This window comes from Desulfosarcina cetonica JCM 12296, assembly GCF_001311845.1.
Lineage (GTDB): Bacteria > Desulfobacterota > Desulfobacteria > Desulfobacterales > Desulfosarcinaceae > Desulfosarcina > Desulfosarcina cetonica.
Genome location: NZ_BBCC01000004.1, coordinates 48,486 through 68,740, shown reverse-complemented (window position 1 = coordinate 68,740; position 20,255 = coordinate 48,486). Strand labels below are relative to the sequence as shown.

At 56.0% G+C, this 20,255-nt stretch carries 16 protein-coding genes; 11 read left to right on the top strand and 5 right to left on the bottom strand.

The genetic code is table 11. The annotated features are described in order from the left end of the window. Positions 1 to 513: 513 nt before the first annotated feature. Entirely contained in the window at positions 514 to 2,568 is a 2,055-nt protein-coding gene (locus JCM12296_RS01800) for a molybdopterin-containing oxidoreductase family protein (RefSeq protein WP_172683726.1), read from the top strand. A gap of 155 nt (positions 2,569 to 2,723) precedes the next feature. On the opposite strand, the gene mce is transcribed toward JCM12296_RS01800, so the two are convergent. After that, positions 2,724 to 3,128 carry a methylmalonyl-CoA epimerase gene (mce, locus tag JCM12296_RS01795; protein WP_054689186.1) on the bottom strand — a complete coding sequence of 135 codons (405 nt, stop codon included), beginning with the start codon at positions 3,126 to 3,128 and terminating at the stop codon, positions 2,724 to 2,726. Positions 3,129 to 3,248: 120 nt separating this feature from the next. Continuing rightward, positions 3,249 to 4,430 (bottom strand): pyridoxal phosphate-dependent aminotransferase, encoded by a 1,182-nt coding sequence (locus tag JCM12296_RS01790; protein WP_054689184.1) that lies wholly within the window; start codon positions 4,428 to 4,430, stop codon positions 3,249 to 3,251. Between the two features lie 523 nt (positions 4,431 to 4,953). Between JCM12296_RS01790 and JCM12296_RS01785 the strand changes: the two genes are divergently transcribed. Genes JCM12296_RS01785 through JCM12296_RS01780 form a run of 3 tightly spaced genes read left to right on the top strand, consistent with a single transcriptional unit; the run spans position 4,954 to position 6,751 of the window. Then, on the top strand, positions 4,954 to 5,292 hold the full coding sequence (locus tag JCM12296_RS01785; RefSeq protein WP_054689182.1) for a P-II family nitrogen regulator: 339 nt from the start codon (positions 4,954 to 4,956) through the stop codon (positions 5,290 to 5,292). A gap of 51 nt (positions 5,293 to 5,343) precedes the next feature. Next, positions 5,344 to 5,574: a hypothetical protein gene (locus JCM12296_RS43205; RefSeq protein WP_246803908.1), complete on the top strand. Its 231-nt coding sequence runs from the start codon at positions 5,344 to 5,346 to the stop codon at positions 5,572 to 5,574. After that, positions 5,516 to 6,751 (top strand): ammonium transporter, encoded by a 1,236-nt coding sequence (locus tag JCM12296_RS01780; protein ID WP_246803907.1) that lies wholly within the window; start codon positions 5,516 to 5,518, stop codon positions 6,749 to 6,751. Before JCM12296_RS43205 ends, JCM12296_RS01780 begins: the two co-directional genes overlap by 59 nt. Positions 6,752 to 7,037: 286 nt before the next feature. On the opposite strand, the gene JCM12296_RS37725 is transcribed toward JCM12296_RS01780, so the two are convergent. Next, positions 7,038 to 7,190, bottom strand: coding sequence for a hypothetical protein (locus tag JCM12296_RS37725; protein ID WP_157067296.1), 153 nt, complete (start codon positions 7,188 to 7,190; stop codon positions 7,038 to 7,040). Positions 7,191 to 7,270: 80 nt separating this feature from the next. Between JCM12296_RS37725 and glnD the strand changes: the two genes are divergently transcribed. The 6 genes from glnD (at position 7,271) to asnB (ending at position 15,118) form a co-directional block, all read left to right on the top strand. Next, positions 7,271 to 9,712 carry a [protein-PII] uridylyltransferase gene (glnD, locus tag JCM12296_RS01775; protein ID WP_083455713.1) on the top strand — a complete coding sequence of 814 codons (2,442 nt, stop codon included), beginning with the start codon at positions 7,271 to 7,273 and terminating at the stop codon, positions 9,710 to 9,712. Between the two features lie 65 nt (positions 9,713 to 9,777). Beyond that, complete coding sequence (locus tag JCM12296_RS01770) at positions 9,778 to 11,067, top strand: ammonium transporter (protein WP_054689178.1); 1,290 nt, start codon at positions 9,778 to 9,780, stop codon at positions 11,065 to 11,067. A gap of 70 nt (positions 11,068 to 11,137) precedes the next feature. Beyond that, positions 11,138 to 11,476 carry a P-II family nitrogen regulator gene (locus tag JCM12296_RS01765; RefSeq protein ID WP_054689176.1) on the top strand — a complete coding sequence of 113 codons (339 nt, stop codon included), beginning with the start codon at positions 11,138 to 11,140 and terminating at the stop codon, positions 11,474 to 11,476. Between the two features lie 78 nt (positions 11,477 to 11,554). After that, a complete protein-coding gene (locus tag JCM12296_RS51275; protein ID WP_281491897.1) occupies positions 11,555 to 12,460 on the top strand; it encodes a glutamine synthetase beta-grasp domain-containing protein in 906 nt (301 codons plus the stop codon). Continuing rightward, complete coding sequence (locus JCM12296_RS51270) at positions 12,436 to 12,966, top strand: type I glutamate--ammonia ligase (RefSeq protein ID WP_306303936.1); 531 nt, start codon at positions 12,436 to 12,438, stop codon at positions 12,964 to 12,966. Before JCM12296_RS51275 ends, JCM12296_RS51270 begins: the two co-directional genes overlap by 25 nt. Before the next feature lie 184 nt (positions 12,967 to 13,150). Then, a complete protein-coding gene (gene asnB, locus JCM12296_RS01755; RefSeq protein ID WP_054689174.1) occupies positions 13,151 to 15,118 on the top strand; it encodes an asparagine synthase (glutamine-hydrolyzing) in 1,968 nt (655 codons plus the stop codon). Positions 15,119 to 15,192: 74 nt separating this feature from the next. Here the strand turns inward: asnB and clpB are convergent, their stop codons facing one another. Then, a complete protein-coding gene (clpB, locus tag JCM12296_RS01750; protein WP_054689172.1) occupies positions 15,193 to 17,775 on the bottom strand; it encodes an ATP-dependent chaperone ClpB in 2,583 nt (860 codons plus the stop codon). A gap of 322 nt (positions 17,776 to 18,097) precedes the next feature. On the opposite strand from clpB, the gene JCM12296_RS01745 reads away from it, so the two are divergent. Next, entirely contained in the window at positions 18,098 to 18,994 is an 897-nt protein-coding gene (locus tag JCM12296_RS01745) for a hypothetical protein (RefSeq protein WP_054689170.1), read from the top strand. A gap of 12 nt (positions 18,995 to 19,006) precedes the next feature. On the opposite strand, the gene JCM12296_RS01740 is transcribed toward JCM12296_RS01745, so the two are convergent. Next, a complete protein-coding gene (locus JCM12296_RS01740) occupies positions 19,007 to 20,221 on the bottom strand; it encodes an aminotransferase-like domain-containing protein (protein WP_054689168.1) in 1,215 nt (404 codons plus the stop codon). Positions 20,222 to 20,255: the final 34 nt, after the last annotated feature.

Below are 20,255 nucleotides of genomic sequence, written 5' to 3'. Positions count from 1 at the left end.
AAAGCGATGAAGGCTATTTCGATTCAATAGGTTATAATATCAGCAAGATTGATGGTGTGTGCACATCAGATGAAAGGTCGCATGCGACCCAATTCCAGTTCACCGGGATTGGCTGCTATCATCAAGGGCGTTTTGCCGCATCGGATCGATACTGCTATCGTAAATATCAGGGAAGCCGCTGAAGCATATTTTTTTACTTGACAAAGTATGATTGCCTGGGTAGATATGGAGATCATAGGTTCTCTATGGAGAATCTTTTTGGCCCATAGCGATTCCAGCGAAGACCATGTCAGGATTTTTAACATCTCGTTGAATTAAAAAGGATTCCGCCAGCTGATCCGTGCCATTGAAGGTGTGCCCCACGGCGGAAAAAAGAATCTTCCCTTGGACGTGCTGGAATCACCTTGCGGCGATGCCGCATTGATTATTGTATGCAACGCAAACAACATTGCATGCAACGCAAACAAAAGAATGTTCACTGCGTCAAACATTTTTAATTTTGGAGGGTCTGCGATGGAAGTGATCAAAACCGATTGTGGCTTATGCATCAACTGTTGCGGCATCAATGCATATGTCGAAGACGGCAAGCTGGTCAAAGTGGAGGGAATCGAGGATCATTGGCTCAACAAGGGCGCCATCTGTCCCAAGGGTGCCCGGGTTCCCGAATACGTGTATTCCGCCAACCGCGTTAAAACGCCGTTGAAGAAGGTCGACGGCAAATTCGTTGCGGTCTCCTGGGATCAGGCGTTGCAGGAAATCGGCGACAAACTGCTGGAACTGAAAGACAAATACGGCGCCAAGACCCTGGCTACCTATACGGGTTCGGTCGGCGTGGAACACTTTGAAATGGCCGCCTTCAACCAGCGCTTCCGTGGTGCCTACGGCAGCCCCAACTTCTTCAACGCTGAAGGGAACTGCTTCCGCTCCCGTATTCTGGCCCGGCAGATCACCTTCGGCCGCTATCCGGTGGAAGAACCGGCCAACGCCGACTGCATCATCCTCTGGGGCCGCAACCCGGATGAAAGCTACTTCCCGATGGGGCAAATCATTCGGGATCGCGTCAAGGCTGGCGCATCACTGATCACCATCGATGTGCGTCGCATCCCCATCTCGAAATTAGGTCTTTTCATGCAGCCGCGCCCGGGCACGGACGCGGCCATCGGCCAGGCCATGATCCACGTGATCATCAAGGAAGAGTTGTACGACAAGGCGTTCGTCGAAAAATACTGCCATGGTTTCGACAAGCTGGCCGAAGCCGTCGCTGACTGCACGCCCGAATGGGCCGCCAAAGTCACCGGCGTGGGCGCTGCGGAAATCCGCATGATCTCCCGCATGTTCGCCAATGCCAAGGCCGGCTGTATCGTCGAAGGCGTGGGGGGCATGAACCAGGGGACCAATGGTCTGCAGAACCACCGGCTTTACTCCATCCTGCAAGCCATCACCGGCAATGTCGAACGCCCGGGCGGATGGGTCACCTGCCCGATGGTTCGCCTGGCCGACATGCGCCTGCCCGATAACATCGAGGGCAATGCCCTGGGCTACGATGAATTTCCCGTATTCCATCAGTTCGGCAAGAATCCGCCGCCTTACGGCTCCTCATCCCTGATGTGCGACACCATGATCACGGGCAACCCCTACCCGATCAAGGCTTTCATCTGTTCGGGCGGCAACCCGGCCGTGACCTTTGCCGATACCAAACGCTTCAACGCCGCCATGAAGAACCAGGACCTGATCGTGGTCATGGATCCCATGATGACCGAAACCGCCAACCTGGCCGACTACGTTTTGCCCGCCTGCACCTGTTTTGAAGAGACCGGTATCGGTGGCTTCCCCTACGGCATCTCCTATTGCGAGCCGTTCATCATGCTGCGCAAAGCCGTCATCGAGCCGCTGTACGAAAGCAAGTCGATCTGGTGGATCTGGAGTGAACTGGGTCGCAAGATGGGATATGCTGAATACTTCCCGTGGAACTCGGACGAGGAAGTGGCCGAACATTTCTTCTCCACCTCCGGCATCACCATGCAGCAGTTGAAAGACAATCCCGAAGGCCTCTACTTCGGCAAAAAAACCTACGGACTCCACGAGAAAAAAGGCTTCTTTACCGCCAGCAAAAAGGTCGAGCTTTACTCGGATCGCATGGCCGAGTTGGGTGCCGACCCCATTCCCGTGCATGTCGAGCCCGAACAGAGCAAGGTCAGTAATCCGGAACTGGTCAAGGAATACCCGGAAGTCCTCAACACCGGCGCCCGGACCGTCGAATACATCGATGCCCAGATGCGCGATACCACCCTGCGCGTCATTCGCCCCGAGCCGGAAGCGGAAATCAACACGGCCACTGCCGACAAGTACCATATCTTCAACGGTGAAATGATCGGCATCGAAACCCCGCGCGGCAGCATCAAGATGCGCGCTTTGGTTACCCCGGACATCCTGCCCGGCGTCGTTAGCGTTCCCCATGGTTGGGCCGATGCCAACTGTAACGTCCTTTTGGATGCCGAACTGCTGGATCCGGTTTCCGGTTACATCACCATGCGCGGCGTGGCCTGCCGGTTGGTGAAACTCTCCTAAGCGATTACCGCCATTCAAACATCGCCCCCTTGAGTTCCATCAAGGGGGCGATCTTTTTTCTTTTCGTCAGGTCAATTCCGGATTCTGCCAGCCTAACGCGTTCGTCGCGGGTTCAAGTGCGTGCGGAGCGCGGTGGAATCTTTCAGAATCTCCGTTTAATCCCGCTGACACAGCTCCACCAGCACGCCACGGGTGGCTTTTGGATGCAGGAAGGCGATTTTGGCGCCGCCCGCACCGATGCGGGGTTGCTGATCGATCAAGGCCACCCCTTTTTCCTTCAGTTCGGCCAGGGCTTCTTCGATATTTTCGACCCGAAAGGCCACGTGCTGGATTCCCTGACCCTTTTTCTCGATGTATTTGGCCACCGGGCCATCTGGCGCGGTGGATTCCAACAACTCCACTTCGCTTTCGCCGACCGGGAAGAACGCCGTGGTCACCTTTTGCTCGGCGACGGTCTCGGCACCTTCGAAATTCAATCCTAAAATTTCTGACCAGAAGGATTTTCCGTCTTCGATACTGTTCACCGCAATGCCCAGATGATCGATTTTCAAAATTTTCATGCGTACATCCTCCTTTGCTGAAAAAGCGTTGGAATGGGCCAAACACGCCAGACATCTATCCGCACCATGCCGATGAGAGGATACCCGTATCGGAATGGGCAACCTTACATGGGATGGAATCTATTTATACTGCTGCATGACCTTCTTGAATCCCGGCAGGGCGTTGATGATGGTCTGGTCCTCGACGCAGAACGCGATGCGGAAATGACCGGGACCGGCAAAACCGCTGCCCGGGACGACCAATATCAGCTCGGACTGCAACGCCTTGACAAAGGCCACATCGTCGGCGATGGGCGATTGGGGAAAAAGGTAAAATGCGCCCGTTGGCCGCGTGAACGTATACCCGGCATCGGCAAGCCCGTCACAAAGCAAATCGCGCTTGCGCTGATATTCTGAGATATCGACACTCATTCCCTGCATGCAGGCCACCACGCGTTGCATCAACGCCGGTGCGTTGACGAAACCGAGAATCCGCATGGTCAAGGCCATGCCGGCCATGAGTTCTTTCTTGTAGGTAGCGGCCGGATTGACCGCGGCAAAACCGATGCGCTCACCGGGAATGGAGATATCCTTGGAATATGAGGTGGCGATGATGCTCTGGGCGTAGCTCTGGAAAATCGAGGGGACCTCGGCGCCATCGAAAACGATCTTGCGGTAGGGTTCGTCGGATACCAGGTAAATGGTATGACCGAAGACCTGGCTCTTTTCCTCGAGCAAACGCCCCAGTGCGTCCAGACTGGCCTTGTCGTAGATCTGGCCGGTAGGGTTGTTGGGCGAATTGATCAATACAATTTTGGTCTTTTCGGTAATGGCGCCGGCGATGGCATCCAAGTCCAGGGTGAAATCCGGATGGGTATTTACCATTTTCAGGACACCCCCATGGTTGTCGGCGTAAAAACCGTACTCGACGAAACAGGGTGCCGGCGCCAACACTTCACTGCCCGGATCCAGCAATGCCTTGAAAATGACATTCAGGGCGCCTGCCGCGCCGCAGGTCATGACAATTTCGTCACAGGTGATATTCACACCCTGCTCTTGGGTCAAATACTCGGCGATGGATACGCAAACTTGCGGGTACCCGGCCTGGGGCATGTAGCAATGATCGCCCAGGCCGCATGAATCCACCGTATCTCGCAGAATTTCGTTGAATTTTTCAGGTGGTGGCACGTTGGGATTGCCCAGGCTGAAATCGAACACCTGGTCGGCACCGTGTGCGGCTTTGAGTTTGGCCCCCTCTTCGAACATTTTCCGAATCCACGAGGATTTGACCATCATCGTGTTGATTTTTTGTGCGACCGTCATGGTTCTTCTCCTGTCAGGGTGTAAAGGCCGCGACCCTAAATGGGTGCTGCATCACAAAGGAACCTGTGGATGCCGACCCTGTCTCGGCAAGAAAAATAGCTTATGGATATCAAAAGGAAAGTTCAAGTCATAATTTTTAATGGGCCGGCCTTATTCCCTATTCCCTCAGTTCCCCATCCGGAAATCCGGGGCGATGCTTACTTTTTCCGGGCAACGTCGCTGCTTCTTTTGGTTGGTGTTGGTGCTGAGAACCATGGAAAATAATCGGAGTGTAAAGAAAATACAAATAACAAATTTGTATTTATATAAATAAAAAACACAAAATAAGTAATTTTTTTTGGGAAGAAATTACGGTAATGTATTTTTATTTTTCAAGCAAAGAAAGCTGTAACGATAAATATTATGTTGAATAACTATATGTTATATACAAATTTAGCAGGATGGCACAACGGTTGCTCAATATGAAATCGTAAAAAGCAAAACCCGGGAGTGCTCAACTTTTGTGTGACAGGAGAGATCTGCGATGAAAAAAATTGAAGCGATTGTCAAGCCATTCAAGCTGGACGATGTGAAGGATGCCCTGAACCGAATCGGTGTGTCGGGTATGACGGTCAGCGAGGTCAAAGGATTTGGCCGTCAGCGCGGCCACCGGGAAGTATACCGCGGTGCGGAATATCAGACCGACTTTGTTCCCAAGGTCAAGATCGACCTGGTGGTTGCCGCTGACCTGGTGGACAAGGTCATTGCCACCATCAGCGATGTGGCCAATACGGGTAGCGTGGGTGACGGCAAGATTTTCGTCATGGCCGTTGAGGGCGCCCACCGCATTCGAACCGGTGAATCGGGAAGAGACGCGATCTAAACGCTTATATCAATCCTTTTAATCTACATCATTCAATACAAGGAGACAAAAATGAAATTCAAAGTCTTTACCCTTCTGCTGCTGCTGGTGACTCTGGTAAGCGTCCCCGTCGCTTTTGCATCTGATCCCGAACCGACCATTCTGAGCAATAAAGAAGCCATTGATCTGGTCCAGACCCATGCCAATTATCTATGGACTGATTGCCGCCGCACTGGTGTTTTTTATGCAGGCCGGTTTTGCCATGGTGGAGGCCGGCTTCACCCGGGCGAAAAACTCAATTAACATCATGATGAAGAACCTGATGGATTTTTCCATCGGTTCCATCGCCTTCTGGGCCATCGGTTTCGGCCTGATGTTTGGTGCGACTTCCACGGGCTGGTTCGGCACCAGCGGTTTCTTTCTCAGCGATTTTACGCCGGATGGCGACCCTTGGGTGTTGGCCTTCTGGATGTTCCAGGTGGTCTTCGCCGCCACCGCCGCCACGATCGTTTCCGGGGCCATGGCCGAGAGAACCAAATTTACCGGGTACCTCATTTATAGTTGCGTCGTTTCCGGTCTGGTCTATCCGGTTTTCGGCTCTTGGGCCTGGGGCAGCCTGTTTCATGGCAACGGCTGGCTGGAAGGATTTGGTTTCATCGACTTTGCCGGATCCACCGTGGTCCACTCCGTGGGGGGCTGGTCGGCACTGGCCGGCGCCATTGTTCTCGGGCCGCGCCTGGGTAAATATACCAAGGATGGAAAAATCAAACCGATCATGGGACACAACATTCCCCTGGCGGCCTTGGGCGTCTTCATCCTGTGGCTGGGATGGTTCGGATTCAACCCGGGTTCCACCACCACGGCCGATACCAGCATTGCCATGATTTTCGTCAACACCAACCTGGCCGCCGCAGCCGGCGCCTGTTTGGCCATGATCGTTTCCTGGATGAAATTCGGCAAGCCCGAAGTGGGCATGAGCCTTAACGGTGCCCTGGCCGGTCTGGTGGCGATTACCGCCGGCTGTGCCAATGTGTCTCCTGGCAGTTCCATCATCATCGGCGCCATTGCCGGCATTATCGTTGTTTTCTCGGTCATCTTCTTCGATAGAATCAAAATCGACGATCCGGTCGGCGCTGTCTCCGTGCATGGTGTCAACGGTGCGTGGGGCACCCTGGCTGCCGGTATCTTCAACATGGGCGGCACCTCCGCCAGCATCATCGGGGTGCAACTGTTGGGCATCGCCGCCTGTTTCTTGTGGACCTTCCCCGTAACCTTCATCATGTTCAAGATCATCGATAAAACCATGGGGCTGCGCGTTTCACCGGAAGAAGAGCTGGAAGGCCTCGACTACGCCGAACACGGCGGCATCGCCTACCCCGACTTCGGCGTTGCCACCCGCAGCGGTATCTCCACCGTTGGTTCGCCCTCATCCGGGTCTCCGAGTTACGCTTCCGCTCCCAGTGCGGCCACCCAGTCATAACGGCTGGCTCGACGACACGGCTTGATTGAGAGATTGAATCGTGCTCGTTTCCTCCAAAATGCACCCTGAAGCGCTCGCCCCTCTGCTTCGGGGTGCATTTTTCTCAGCATCGTCCCATCACAGATCGCGAATCAAAAAGCCAAATTGCAATTTTGTAATTTTTTTCAAAAATTAATTACGTTATTGTGGCCGTCGATTGAGTTAGGGAAAACTTTAGATTGAAATAATTTCTATTTTTAATAGTTGGTTATACGGCAATTAACAGGTGGCATGCGTGTTGCTAAACTTATTCCATCGAATACCCCACAAGGACAATAATGTGACAGACACCGGACCCCAAAACCGCTACGCAGACGTTTCCCTGGCCCTCAAACAGGGACGGGAGACGCTCATCGATGATCTGCTGGCCGGAAAGGCACCGCATTTTCTTGATGATCATGCCCGGCTCGTCGACGATTATTTTCGTAACAGCTATGAAAAGAGTGTGGTCGGGCCGAAGATGGATATTGCCAAAAATCCATATGCCGTTGTTGCCTTGGGGGGTACGGCCGAGGGGAGCAGTGTGTTTTTTCGGACATCGACCTGCTTTTCCTTTTCGAAAAAAGAGTACCCCGCGTGGCTGAGGATCTGGTTCGTGAAATCATCTATCCGCTTTGGGACATGGGCCTGGACGTTGGCCATGCCACACGTTCCATCAAGGAGTGCGTGGCCATGGCGCGCAAGGATTTCGAGGTCCTTACCTCCATCTTGGATGCCCGTTTTATTTGTGGCATGTCGCCCCTGTTCATGAAATTGATGGATCAGGTCCGCAGCAAGTTCATCAATCTCAAACCCGACATGATCATTTCCTGGCTGGTGGACAGCAATCGTGAGCGCCATCGCCGCTTTGGCGATTCCTCCTACCTGTTGGAACCCAATTTCAAGGAGGGACAGGGGGGGTTGCGGGATTATCACACCATGCTGTGGATCGCCAAAATCAAGTCCGGCATCAAACAGCGCAGGGATCTCGAGTATTACGGTTACTTTTCCCATGATGATTATCTCCATCTTTCAGAATCACTTGATTTTATTTGGAATATAAGAAATCGCTTTCACCTCATGATGAACCGCAAGTCGGATCAGATCCACCTTGAACAACAGCGCCGCTTGGCCGAGACCATGGGCATACCGGCGGTCAATGGTAATCTTCCCGTCGAGTATTTGATGGGTGAGCTTCACGGGCACATGGAATATGTGAAGCAGCAGCATGAGATGTTCCTCTATGAGATGGAGCAGCAAAAGCGTCTTCAACGGAAAAACAAAGGTCTCAAGACCACCGAGGTCAAAGGGCTAAAGTTCAACCGGGGAATGCTCAATTTTGCCTCTCCAGAGAAAATCCTCAACAACCCGCGATTGCTGATCGACATTTTTGTCGAAAGTGCCGCCCAAAAATCCCCGCTGAACAGCGAAGCCAAACGGCTCGTCGCTGATTTCGGTTATCTGGTGGACAACGATTTCCGTTCCGATCCCGAGGTGGTCCGGCAGTTCGAACGCATCCTGACCCGCTCCTCACAGACATTTGAAGTGCTCAATCAGATGCTGCATACCGGTTTTCTGGTGCGCTTCATTCCCGAATTCAAAGCCGTGGTCAACCGGATGCAGTTTGACCAGTATCATCTTTATCCCGTTGCCCGGCACCTGCTCTACACCGTCAAGATCATGCGGGATTTTGACACTGACGCTCCGTCTCCAGGCGATCCCCTGGCGGTCAGTCTCTACAAGGAGTTGAAAAAGAAAAAGCTGTTGCTTTGGGCGGCGCTGCTGCACGATATCGGCAAGGGCGAGCCTGTCGAAGGCCATTCCGAACGAGGGGCGCACATGGCCGAAAAAATTCTTTTGGAGAAAGGCGCCAGTGCGGCCGATGCCAAGACCGTCGCTTTTTTGATCGAGCATCACCTGCTGTTGGTCCAGAACGCCACTCGACGGGATATCAATGATGAGGAAACCGCCCTTTCCATGGCCCGCATCATCAAGCGCGTGGAAATTCTCAAGATGCTCTATTTGCTGACGGTTGCCGACTCCATGGCAACCGGTCCAAAAGCCTGGAATGACTGGACCTCTTCCCTGCTCCGCAACCTTTTTCTCAAAGTGCTCAACATTCTCCAGCACGGCGAACTGGCCTCCGGCAGGGCGGTGCGGCTGGTGGATAAAAAACGACAGGCCGTCGCGGAAATCGCAGCGGAAGAGATGCCCGCCGAACGGCTCGAGAGGCTGCTCAATTTCATGTCTCCGCGTTACATGCTTTACACGGCGGTGGAAGACATTCCTAGACATCTGCGGCTATTCAGCGAACTCGGAGAGCGGCCGTTCGTCTGGCATATTGACAAGTCGACCGAATCGGATACCCGCACGGTTACGATTTGCGCCAAGGACCGCCCGGGCCTCATTTCAAGGATTGCCGGCGTCTTTACGCTGAACAATATCGACATCCTCGACGTACAGGTCTTCACCTGGCGCAACAATATCGCCCTGGACGTCTTCGAGGTGACCCCACCGCCGGATCCGATTTTTGAAAATGAGCGATGGGAACGAACGCGCGGCAATTTGGAAAAGGTCTTGGCCGACAATCTTGAGTTGGACAATGCGCTTTTGCGGAAAAAAGACGATGCCGTACCGATCCAGCCATATACGGCCGAACGACCCTCGGAAGTGGTCGTGGACAACACGTCCTCCAGTTTTTATACGATCGTCGAAGTGGTCACCTTCGATTTCCCCGGATTGCTGTTCAGAGTCACCGATGCCCTTTTCAAGTGTGGCCTGGACATCTGGGTGGCCAAAATCGCCACCAAAGTTGATCAGGTGGTCGATGTCTTTTATGTAAGGGATTTTGACGGCCAGAAGGTGGACGCACCTTTGCAGGTCGAGGCAGTCAAATCCGCGATTATGGAAATTCTCCCGGGAGATGGCTCAACGAACGGATAAAATGGCTATTTTGGGTAGAAGGGAGTAAACATGTTCAACGCCAAGACACATAGAGGAAAAACAAGATGAAATTAAGAGTTGTTGGGCTGACGTTGACGTTTGGACTGATGGCGACGCCGGCGTTTGCCGAAGATGCGCTTAACACCGGTGACACGGCCTGGATGATCGTTTCCACCGCGCTGGTCATGATGATGACGCCGGCCGGACTGGCCCTGTTTTATGGCGGCATGTCCCGCTATAAGAATCTGCTCAACACCCTGGCCATGACCTTTGTTTCCTACTGCCTGGCCAGTATCATCTGGATGATGTGGGGATACACCCTGGCTTTCGGTAGCAGCAAGGGTGGCATTATTGGCGGCTTTGATCATTTTTTCATGGCCGGCATCGGTGTCAACAGCATCTCGGGAACGATTCCCACGCTTGTTTTCGCCTTGTTTCAGATGACCTTTGCCTGTATCACGGTGGCCTTGGTACTGGGGTCCATCGTCGACCGCATGAAATTTTCCGCCTGGATCGTCTTCACCATCCTGTGGGTCACGTTCATCTATTGCCCCATTGCCCATTGGGTCTGGGGCGGCGGCTGGATGGGCAATATGGGCGCACTGGATTTTGCCGGCGGCAACGTGGTTCACATCAATGCCGGTGTCGCCGGTCTGGTCCTCTCGCTGATGTTGGGCAAACGCCTCGGTTACGGCAAAGAAGCCATGTTTCCGTCCAGTATCGCACTCACCGCCCTGGGTGCCGCGCTTCTGTGGTTTGGCTGGTTCGGTTTCAACGCGGGTAGCGAGCTGGCCGCCGACGGTGTGGCCGCCTCGGCGTTTCTGGTGACCAACACCTCCGCCGCCACGGCGGCCCTGGTGTGGATGTTCGTTGAATGGATCGTCACCGGCAAGCCGACCGTTTTGGGGATTGCTTCGGGTGTGGTCGCCGGTCTCGTGGCCATCACGCCGGCGGCCGGATTCGTCAACCTGCCGGCATCCCTCATTATCGGCCTGGTTTCCGGGGGGCTGGGGTATTTCTGTGTCGCCGTGGTCAAACAAAAAATCGGTTATGATGACTCCCTGGATGCCTTTGGGGTTCACGGCATGTGCGGTATCTGGGGCGCCCTTGCCACCGGGCTTTTCGCCAACCCTGCCATTACCGAAGGAAAGGCCGGGCTATTCTACGGCAATCCAGAGCAGCTGTGGACCCAGGTGGTCTCCATTGTGGCGACGGCGGCTTTCACGGCCGTGGGGACGTTTATCCTCGTTTCCATTACCAAGATATTGACCGGTGGCCTGCGGGTTGAACGGGATGAGGAGGTTCAGGGATTGGACAATGCACTGCATGGTGAACGCGGGTTTGAAATTGCGTAGGCGGTTTACGGTTTAACTTATTGGGGAGGCGACCATCGCCCTCTCGGCAATCAACAACAGGAGGTAAGCAATGAAAAAGATCGAAGCCATCGTCAAGCCGTTCAAACTGGACGATGTCAAAGAAGCCCTCAACGAAATCGGCATCCAGGGCATGACCATCTCAGAGGTCAAAGGGTATGGGCGCCAGAAGGGACACAAGGAGATCTACCGCGGTGCCGAGTACGTGGTGGATTTTATCCCCAAGGTCAAGATCGAGATTATTGTCGATGCCGATCGTGCGCCGCAGGTGGTGGAGGCCATTCAAAAATCGGCAAACACGGGTAAAATCGGTGACGGTAAAATTTTTGTCTTCTCCATCGAGGAGGTCATCCGAGTCCGTACCGGAGAAAAAGGCAAAGACGCAATCTGAGCCGCATATGCGTAAAAAGCGTCTCATTTCAAAAAGAATCACGAATTAATTTACTCAACACTTCTTTGTGGAGGAAACATGACCCCAGCACAAGTAATGGCAATGGCGAAGGAAAAAGGCGCTAAGATCGTCGACATCCGCTTTATGGACTTTCCGGGGATGTGGCAGCATTTCAGTGTTCCGATCAGCGAACTCAGTGAAAGCAGCTTTGAGGAAGGTTTCGGTTTCGACGGTTCCAGTATTCGCGGTTGGCAGCCGATCAACGCCAGTGACATGCTGGTGGTGCCCGATGCCACCACGGCAAAGATTGATCCCTTCTTCAAGGCCCCGACCCTGGTGCTGATCGGCAACATCGTCGACCCGATTACCCTGGAAGCCTATAGCCGTGACCCGCGCAATATCGCCAAAAAAGCCGAGGCCTACCTGAAAAGCACCGGCATCGGTGACACCGCATTCATCGGTCCGGAAGCCGAATTTTTCATTTTCGACGACATCCGCTATGATAGCCAGCGCAACGGCGCCTTCTATGCCATCGATTCCATCGAGGGCATCTGGAATTCCGGCCGTTGCGAAGAGCCCAACCTGGGCTACAAGCCGCGTCACAAGGAAGGCTACTTTCCCGTGCCGCCGACCGATAAATTCCAGGATCTGCGTTCCGACATGCTGCTGACCCTGGAAGCCCTGGGCATCGACGTGGAATGTCAGCACCACGAAGTGGCCACCTCCGGTCAGTCCGAGATCGACATGCGCTTCAAGCCCCTGCTGCAGATGGCCGACCAGCTCATGTGGTTCAAGTACGTTCTGAAAAACGTGGCCTACAAGGCCGGTCACACGGTGACCTTCATGCCCAAACCGCTGTTCGAGGACAACGGGACCGGCATGCACACCCACATCAGTATTTGGAAAGAGGGCAAACCCCTGTTTGCCGGTGAAAAGTATGCCGGCGTCTCCCAGGAAGCCTGTGGGCCATCGGCGGCATCCTGAAACACTGCCGCGCCCTGTGCGCCTTCACCAACCCGACCACCAACTCCTACAAACGTCTGGTACCGGGCTTCGAAGCGCCGGTGAACCTGGCCTATTCCAGCCGGAACCGCTCCGCGGCCATCCGTATCCCCATGTATTCCTCCTCGCCCAAGGCCAAACGCATCGAGTTCCGTACACCGGATCCGTCCTGCAACGGTTACCTGGCTTTCTCGGCCATGCTCATGGCCGTTCTCGACGGCATCCAGAACAAGCTCGATCCGGGTGACCCGCTGGATAAGAATCTCTATGATCTGCCGCCCGAAGAACTGGCCGAGATTCCGTCCGCACCGGGCGCCCTCGATGAATCCCTGGCCGCCCTGGCCGAGGATAACGAATTCCTGCTCAAGGGCGATGTCTTTACCAAAGACGTCATCGACATGTGGTTGGAATACAAAACCGAAAACGAAGTCAATCCGGTGCGCCTGCGTCCGCATCCGCACGAATTCCAGCTGTACTACGACATCTAACAGGACCGGTTTCCCTCGCCTGTAGCTGGTGTTTCTAACTGCGGCAGCACCCGAGATGATGGTGGGCTGCCGTTTTTATTGTAATATTGCCGTCGGGCGGTTATAACGCATCTCATGCAAAAGCGGTTACGCGTTGTTTGGCGCGACCCAACCAAAACCACTGATGCGCTGATGGGGAGGGGTTATGTGCGGCATTGCCGGTATCGTCAATTTCGGATCGCGTGAGGAGATGGTTCCGGTGGTGGGCCATATGCTTGATCTGATGGCCCATCGTGGACCCGATGCAACCGGAATCTACCAGCGGGATTCCGTGGCCCTGGGCCACGCCCGTTTGAGCATCATCGACTTGTCCGACAGCGGTCATCAGCCCATTCATAACGAAGACAAAACCGTATGGATCACCTTCAACGGGGAAATCTTCAACTATCCTGAATTGCGCGAGGATCTGGTTGAGAAGGGCCACCGCTTCTACACCCAGACCGACACAGAGGTGCTTGTTCATCTTTACGAAGCCTACGGCACCGACATGTTTGCGCTGCTGAATGGCCAGTTCGCCTTTGCCATATGGGATGTCAACCGGCAGTCCCTCTTGATGGCCCGCGACCGGGTCGGCATCCGACCCTTCTTTTATCATCGGCATGGCCAGCGGCTGGTGTTCGCTTCCGAGATCAAGGCCCTTTTTGCCGATCCATCCATCCCCCGGGCGCTCGATCCGGGGACGCTTTCAGATATTTTTACCTGTTGGACCACCATGGACGGTGCCACGCCATTTTCCGGGGTCGCGCAGCTCCCTCCCGGCCATTACGCGCGCTTCGACGCGCAAGGCTTGTCCACTTGCCCCTATTGGCGGCTTCCCTTCGGCACGCCGGTCGACGTGGATAAGCCCGTTGGGCAGTGGGTCGAGGACGTGCGTGCGGTGCTTCTGGATGCCACCCGGATCCGGCTGCGGGCGGATGTCCCCGTGGGTGCCTATCTCAGCGGCGGCATCGACAGCACCTACACCAGCACGGTTGTCAAACGCCATTTCAACAATCGCCTGCATACTTTTTCGGTGGGGTTCACCGACCCGCGTTTCGATGAAGCCGCGTTTCAGGAGATCGCCGTTGCCTCGCTGGGCACGGAACACCGCGCGGTGCGGTGCTCGGAGGCCGATATCGGCCGCATCTTTCCCCAGGTGGTCTGGCACGCCGAAACCCCGCTGCTGCGCACGGGACCGTCCCCCCTTTTCCTGCTTTCCCGCCTGGTTCGGGAGAGTGACTTCAAGGTCGTCCTCACCGGTGAGGGCGCCGATGAAGTGTTTGCCGGCTACAACATCTTCAAAGAGGCCAAGATCCGCCGGTTTTGGGCGAAGCATCCGGAATCCAGCCTGCGCCCGGCCCTGCTGGGTCGTCTCTACCCCTACATTTTCAGCGATGCCAAGGCCGGTGCCTTTCTCAAATCATTTTTCAAACGGAACCTGACCGATGTGGATTCGCCGGCCTACTCCCACTATCTGCGCTGGCACAATACCGATCAGTTGAAAGGCTTTTTCTCACCCGACCTCAAAGCCCAGGCCGATACGCTGGACGGGTTTATCACCCGATTCACCCAACGCCTCCCGGACGACTTTACGCACTGGGACATGCTTACCCGGGCTCAGTACATCGAAAGCCGGCTGTTTCTTTCCAACTATCTGCTCTCCTCCCAGGGGGACCGGATGGCCATGGCCAACTCCATCGAGGGACGTTTCCCCTTCCTGGACCACCGGGTTGTCGAATTGGCCGCCAAGATTCCGTCACGCTTGCGCATGCCGGGCCTGACCGAAAAATCGATCCTGAAAAAAGCGGCCCGCGGATTGATTCCGGATGCACTGATCGATCGCGCCAAACAACCTTATCGGGCGCCGATCAGTCGTTGCTTCTTTGGTGAAACGGCACCGGCGTACGTGGCCGACTTGCTTTCGGAACCCAAGTTAAAGCGGTTCGGCTATTTCGACGCGCAGAAAGTGGCCCGCTTGGTCGCCAAATGCGGTCAGGGCAACGGTGCGCTGCTCAGTGAAAGGGAAAACATGGCGGTGGTCGGCATTCTCTCCACCCAGCTGATCCATCATCAGTTCATCGAGGACTTTCATCTTCCCCAGGATCGAAAGCGCGCGCACCGCGAGGTGATGTGACGCCGCAATTCATGTGGATGGCGTGAATAGGGGGGCAACCCCGCAGGGTTGCCCCCGATGTTCGGGCGGGAGATCTATGCTTGACGGAAGACGATCCGTTCGCCTTCGGCTTCGGCGTTGATGCGTGCCCCCTCGCCGATCCGTCCGTCCAGAATTTCCATGGCCAGGGGGTTCTCGATCTGTTTCTGGATCACCCGTTTCAGCGGCCGGGCACCGTAAACGGGATCATATCCTTGGCGGGCGATGAGATCGCGGGCCGAATCGGACAGGATCAATTCGATGTTCTGTTCGGCCAGGCGTTTGGCCAGGCGCTGCATCTGGATGTCGACAATCTTGCCGATCTGCCCCGGTTCCAGGTTGAGGAAGATGATGGTCTCATCGATACGGTTGAGAAATTCCGGTTTGAACCCGGCGCGCAGGGCCTCGGTGACCCGTCGCTCCATCTCTTCGCGGTCACGCCCGCCCAGCTCCTGAATGTACTGGCTGCCGATGTTGGAGGTCATGATGATGATGGTGTTCGTGAAATCCACCGTCTTGCCGTGGCCATCGGTCATGCGGCCGTCATCGAGGATCTGCAGGAGCACGTTGAAGACCTCGGGGTGGGCCTTCTCGATCTCGTCGAAAAGAACCACGCAGTAGGGCCGCCGCCGCACCGCTTCGGTGAGGTAACCGCCTTCGTCGTAGCCCACGTATCCCGGAGGGGCACCGATGAGGCGGGAAACCGAGTGCTTCTCCATGAATTCGGACATGTCGATGCGCACCATGGCCTGTTCGGAATCGAAGATGAATTCGGCCAGGGCCTTGGCCAGCTCGGTCTTACCCACGCCGGTGGGCCCCATGAAGATGAATGAGCCGATGGGCCGGTTGGGGTCCTGCAGGCCCGAGCGGGCCCTGCGCACGGAATTGGAGACGGCGGCGATGGCCTGCTCCTGGCCGATGACCCGCTGGCCCAGACGCGCTTCCATTTTCACCAGCTTCTGGCGTTCGCCTTCCAGCATGCGGCTGACGGGGATGCCGGTCCAGCGGGAGATGACTTCGGCGACATCTTCGTTGTCGACCTCCTCTTTGAGCATTTTCTGGCCGGCCTGGAGTTCTTCCAGGTCCTTCTTGGCCGCTTCCAGCTGGCGCTTGAGTTCGCTGCTGCGACCGTAGCGCAGTTCGGCCACGCGGGCCAGATTGCCCTCGCGTTCGGCGCGCTGCTCCTCAATGCCCAATTGCTCCTGTTCTTCCTTGATCCGGCGGATATTCTGGATCAGGGTTTTCTCCGCTTCCCAATGGGTTTTCATGCCGGCAATCTGGGCGCGCATGGCCTCCAGGCTGTCTTCCAGGCGGGCCAGCCGTTCCTGGGAAGCCGGGTCGCTCTCCTTTTTCAGGGCTTCGCGTTCGATTTCGGCCTGGAGAATCTTGCGCCGGACCTCGTCGATCTCCACCGGCATGGAATCGATCTCGATGCGCAGCTTGGAAGCGCATTCGTCGATCAGATCGATGGCCTTGTCCGGCAGAAAACGATCGGCGATGTAGCGGTGGGAGAGGGTTGCGGCGGCCACGATGGCCGAATCCTTGATCCGCACGCCGTGGTGTACCTCGTACTTCTCCTTCAGACCGCGCAGGATCGAGATCGTATCCTCGACCGTGGGCTCGCGTACCAGCACCGGCTGGAAACGCCGTTCCAGGGCCGCGTCCTTTTCAATGTACTTGCGATACTCGTTCAGGGTCGTGGCACCCACACAGCGCAGGGTCCCCCGTGCCAGGGCCGGTTTCAGCATATTGGAGGCGTCCATGGCACCCTCGCTGGCGCCGGCACCCACCAGGGTGTGCAGCTCGTCGATAAATAGAATGACCTCGCCTTCGGCCTTTTCCACCTCCTTGAGGACGGCCTTGAGCCGATCTTCGAACTCGCCCCGATATTTGGCGCCGGCGATCAACGCGCCCATATCCAAGGCGACCAGGCGCCTGTTTTTCAGGCTTTCGGATACATCGCCGGCCACGATGCGCTGGGCCAGCCCCTCGACAATGGCCGTTTTGCCCACCCCCGGCTCACCGATGAGGACAGGATTGTTTTTGGTCCGTCGCGAAAGCACCTGAACGATGCGCCGGATCTCGTCGTCGCGGCCGATCACCGGGTCGAGCTTACCGCTACGGGCGATATCGGTCAGGTCGCGGCTGAATTTTTTCAGGGCTTCGTATTTCTCCTCGGGATTGGGATCGGTGATGCGTTGGTTGCCGCGGATCTCCATGAGCACCTTGAGGACGGCGTCGCGGTCAACGCCATTGCCGGCCAGGATCCGGGCCGCTTCACCGGCCTTCTTGTCGCACAAGGTCAGCAGAATGTGCTCGACGCTGGTGTATTCGTCCTTCATTTTGCCAGCCTCGCCAAAAGCCGCTTCAAGCACCGCCCGAGCCGTGGCTGAAAGATAGACCTCACCGATGCCACTGACCTTGGGCAGGCGGTCGATGGCCGTGGCGGCGTCGCTGGCGATGCGTTCCGTCGAGGCCCCCAGTTTCGTAAATACCGATCGGGCCACCCCTTCCTTGTCCTCGAGCATGGCGGCCAGGAAATGTTCGGGCTCGATCTGCTGGTTGCCGTGCGTGGATGCCAGGCTCTGGGCACTTTGGATCAGCTCCTGGGATTTAATGGTAAACCGGTCAAACCGCATATTTTCTCCTCCTTTGCGTTTCAAACGGGTGATAGTTTTATTTTGGTCTGCATTTTGCAAAGCAATATAAACATATGCCCGATGATGTCAAACCCGGGGGTGCGATTAATTGATGATATCATTGGGCATGCCATTTGGCCGGGCGTATGCCGAGGCAGCGTTTTTCCCGGCGCGATCCGGTCCACAAGGGCTTGACGCGAAAAAGCGGTTGTGCCAAAAGCGGTGAGAGACAACCGTTTGAAGCAAAAGAAACGGTCTTCCTGGAAAACGATCGCGTCAGGGAGGATGAATTATCGCCAATATGAATTCCAGTGGAGAGCCCATGTCCGGTTTCGTGCCTGTTTCATTGAGTCAGTTTGTGAGGCAATATCTGAAGAAAAACAAGGGGGCCGATGCTGAAACCGTTCGTGCTGGCGTCGAGGATGCGCTGGCGGCTTGGCGCCAGGGGGTTCGCTGTGCCTGCGGGAACCCCATTTGGGTGGCCGGGTCTGCCGTGGCGGGATATGGTTGTTTCCGTTGCATCACGGGGTTGGCGGAACCGGATGGGGATCCGGAGCTCGAGGAGGTTTGCGGCAATCCCTTTTTCGAACTTGAAAATCCGGAAGCGCGCTTCGCCCAGGTGAGTGAGATCATTCGAAACCATCCCCAGGATTATCGCGACCGGTTGGAAGAGATCGGCTTCGACTGGCAGGATGACGACTACGACCTGCAATATGAGGAGGAGGTCAACGAGGAACGCAGCGCTGTTCCGGAAACCGAGAATCAGCGTCGGTTGATCTCTTTTCTAGAGAATGGCGGGCGTGTGACCCGGCGCATTCTGGATGCCTATCTGGAAGAACGCTACACCGACAGCCCCAACCTACCCCTGATCCGTCGATACTTCAAAAAGGCCAACCCCCAGCTCAAGGCGATCCTGCTCAAGGGCCTGTCGCTCAATCCCACGGACCTGGACCTACTGGACGACTTGGCCTATTTCAGTGAGTTCGACAGCATGCTGGGCGAACTGATCGGGTTTTATACCGACGCCTGCATCCGGGAGACGGATATGGAGCGCTTCTCGCTCCTGGCCCAGGATTTCCATATGAACACCTACGACCAGGGGTACGATGCGCTCCAGGAGCTGTCCATCATTTTCCCCAGCGGCACCAAGGGTGCCGTCGTCAGACAGCTTTTCGATACGGTCGATCAATATGCGGGGCCGGAAGATATCCTCTTTTAACGCCGCCTTCGGTCATCCGACGGAGTGCCGGGCGCCGGTTGCCGCCAGGGCGCTGCCCAAAACATCGCCCAGGATGGCGGCGGCACGGGCCAGCGAGGTCTCATCGGCCATGGTGTAGTTGAGCCGTAGGGTTTCCCGGCCGCGACCGGCCCGGGCGTAGAAGAACGTACCGGGCACGAAAGCCGTATGACGGGCCACGGCCTGCTGGTTGACCCTTTCCATATCCATGCCTTGCGGGCCCCGCACCCAGACAAACATCCCGCCTTCCGGCTTCGTCCAGGTGAATTCGCCCGGAAAACAGTTTGCCATGGCATCTAGGAGCGCCTTCTGGCGCGGCCCGTAGAGGTTGATGATGCGGGGCAAATGGCGCTTCAGGTGACCGCCGCTCAGGTACTCGGCGGCCAGGGCCTGGTTGAATGTACTGGTGTGCAAATCCACGCCTTGCTTGGCAAGCACCAGCCAGTGATGCACCGGTTCCGGGGCCAGGCAGAACCCCAGGCGCAGACCCGGAGCAAAGACCTTGGAGAGCGTGGAGATGTAGACCACATGCTTCGGGGCCAGCGCTTTGATGGATCGGACGGGCGTTCCCCGGTAGCGCAGATCGCCGTATGGATCGTCTTCGATCAAAAGCGCATCGTGTCGCTGGATGATCTCGGCGATGGCCTGGCGGCGGTCGGCCGGCAGGGTGCAGCCGGTGGGGTTCTGGAAATTGGGAACCAGATAGATGAACTTTACCGCATGGCGGGAAAGGATCCGATCCAGCGCATCGGGCAGCAATCCCTGATCATCGGTGGTGATTTCGAGATAGCGGGGAGCATACGGGGCAAACGCTTGCAGGGCGCCCAGATACGTCGGGGCTTCCAGGGCGACCTGATCACCCGGGTTGATGAGAATTTTGCCGATTCCGTCGAGCACCCCTTGAGAGCCGCTGGATACCAGGACCTCTCCGGCGGTCGTCGTCAGGCCTTTGCCGGTCAGGTAATCGGCCAGGGCTTCGCGCAAAGGGGGGAAGCCCTCGGTCAGGTCATACTGAAAGGCGTTCGAACCATATTTTTCGATGGTGCATTCGGTTATTTCCCGTATCATGTCCATGGGGAAACTTTCCGGTGCCGGAATCCCGCCGGCCAGGGAGATCATCCCGGGCCGGGAGACGACTTTGAGGATTTCACGAATGGCACTGGCGCCCATGTGGTCTGTCCGCCGGGCCAATATCGCTTCACTGGGCATGTTGATTTTCCTTATTAATAAAGACCGGTTGGTA

Bases quoted from the DNA above. Each gene is read 5' to 3' on its own strand.
- JCM12296_RS01800 (WP_172683726.1), top strand. From the start codon at position 514: ATGGAAGTGATCAAAACCGATTGTGGCTTATGCATCAACTGTTGCGGC.
- mce (WP_054689186.1), bottom strand. From the start codon at position 3,128: ATGAAAATTTTGAAAATCGATCATCTGGGCATTGCGGTGAACAGTATC.
- JCM12296_RS01790 (WP_054689184.1), bottom strand. From the start codon at position 4,430: ATGACGGTCGCACAAAAAATCAACACGATGATGGTCAAATCCTCGTGG.
- JCM12296_RS01785 (WP_054689182.1), top strand. From the start codon at position 4,954: ATGAAAAAAATTGAAGCGATTGTCAAGCCATTCAAGCTGGACGATGTG.
- JCM12296_RS43205 (WP_246803908.1), top strand. From the start codon at position 5,344: ATGAAATTCAAAGTCTTTACCCTTCTGCTGCTGCTGGTGACTCTGGTA.
- JCM12296_RS01780 (WP_246803907.1), top strand. From the start codon at position 5,516: ATGCAGGCCGGTTTTGCCATGGTGGAGGCCGGCTTCACCCGGGCGAAA.
- JCM12296_RS37725 (WP_157067296.1), bottom strand. From the start codon at position 7,190: ATGATCATCAAGAAAATGCGGTGCCTTTCCGGCCAGCAGATCATCGAT.
- JCM12296_RS01770 (WP_054689178.1), top strand. From the start codon at position 9,778: ATGAAATTAAGAGTTGTTGGGCTGACGTTGACGTTTGGACTGATGGCG.
- JCM12296_RS01765 (WP_054689176.1), top strand. From the start codon at position 11,138: ATGAAAAAGATCGAAGCCATCGTCAAGCCGTTCAAACTGGACGATGTC.
- JCM12296_RS51275 (WP_281491897.1), top strand. From the start codon at position 11,555: ATGACCCCAGCACAAGTAATGGCAATGGCGAAGGAAAAAGGCGCTAAG.
- asnB (WP_054689174.1), top strand. From the start codon at position 13,151: ATGTGCGGCATTGCCGGTATCGTCAATTTCGGATCGCGTGAGGAGATG.
- clpB (WP_054689172.1), bottom strand. From the start codon at position 17,775: ATGCGGTTTGACCGGTTTACCATTAAATCCCAGGAGCTGATCCAAAGT.
- JCM12296_RS01745 (WP_054689170.1), top strand. From the start codon at position 18,098: ATGTCCGGTTTCGTGCCTGTTTCATTGAGTCAGTTTGTGAGGCAATAT.
- JCM12296_RS01740 (WP_054689168.1), bottom strand. From the start codon at position 20,221: ATGCCCAGTGAAGCGATATTGGCCCGGCGGACAGACCACATGGGCGCC.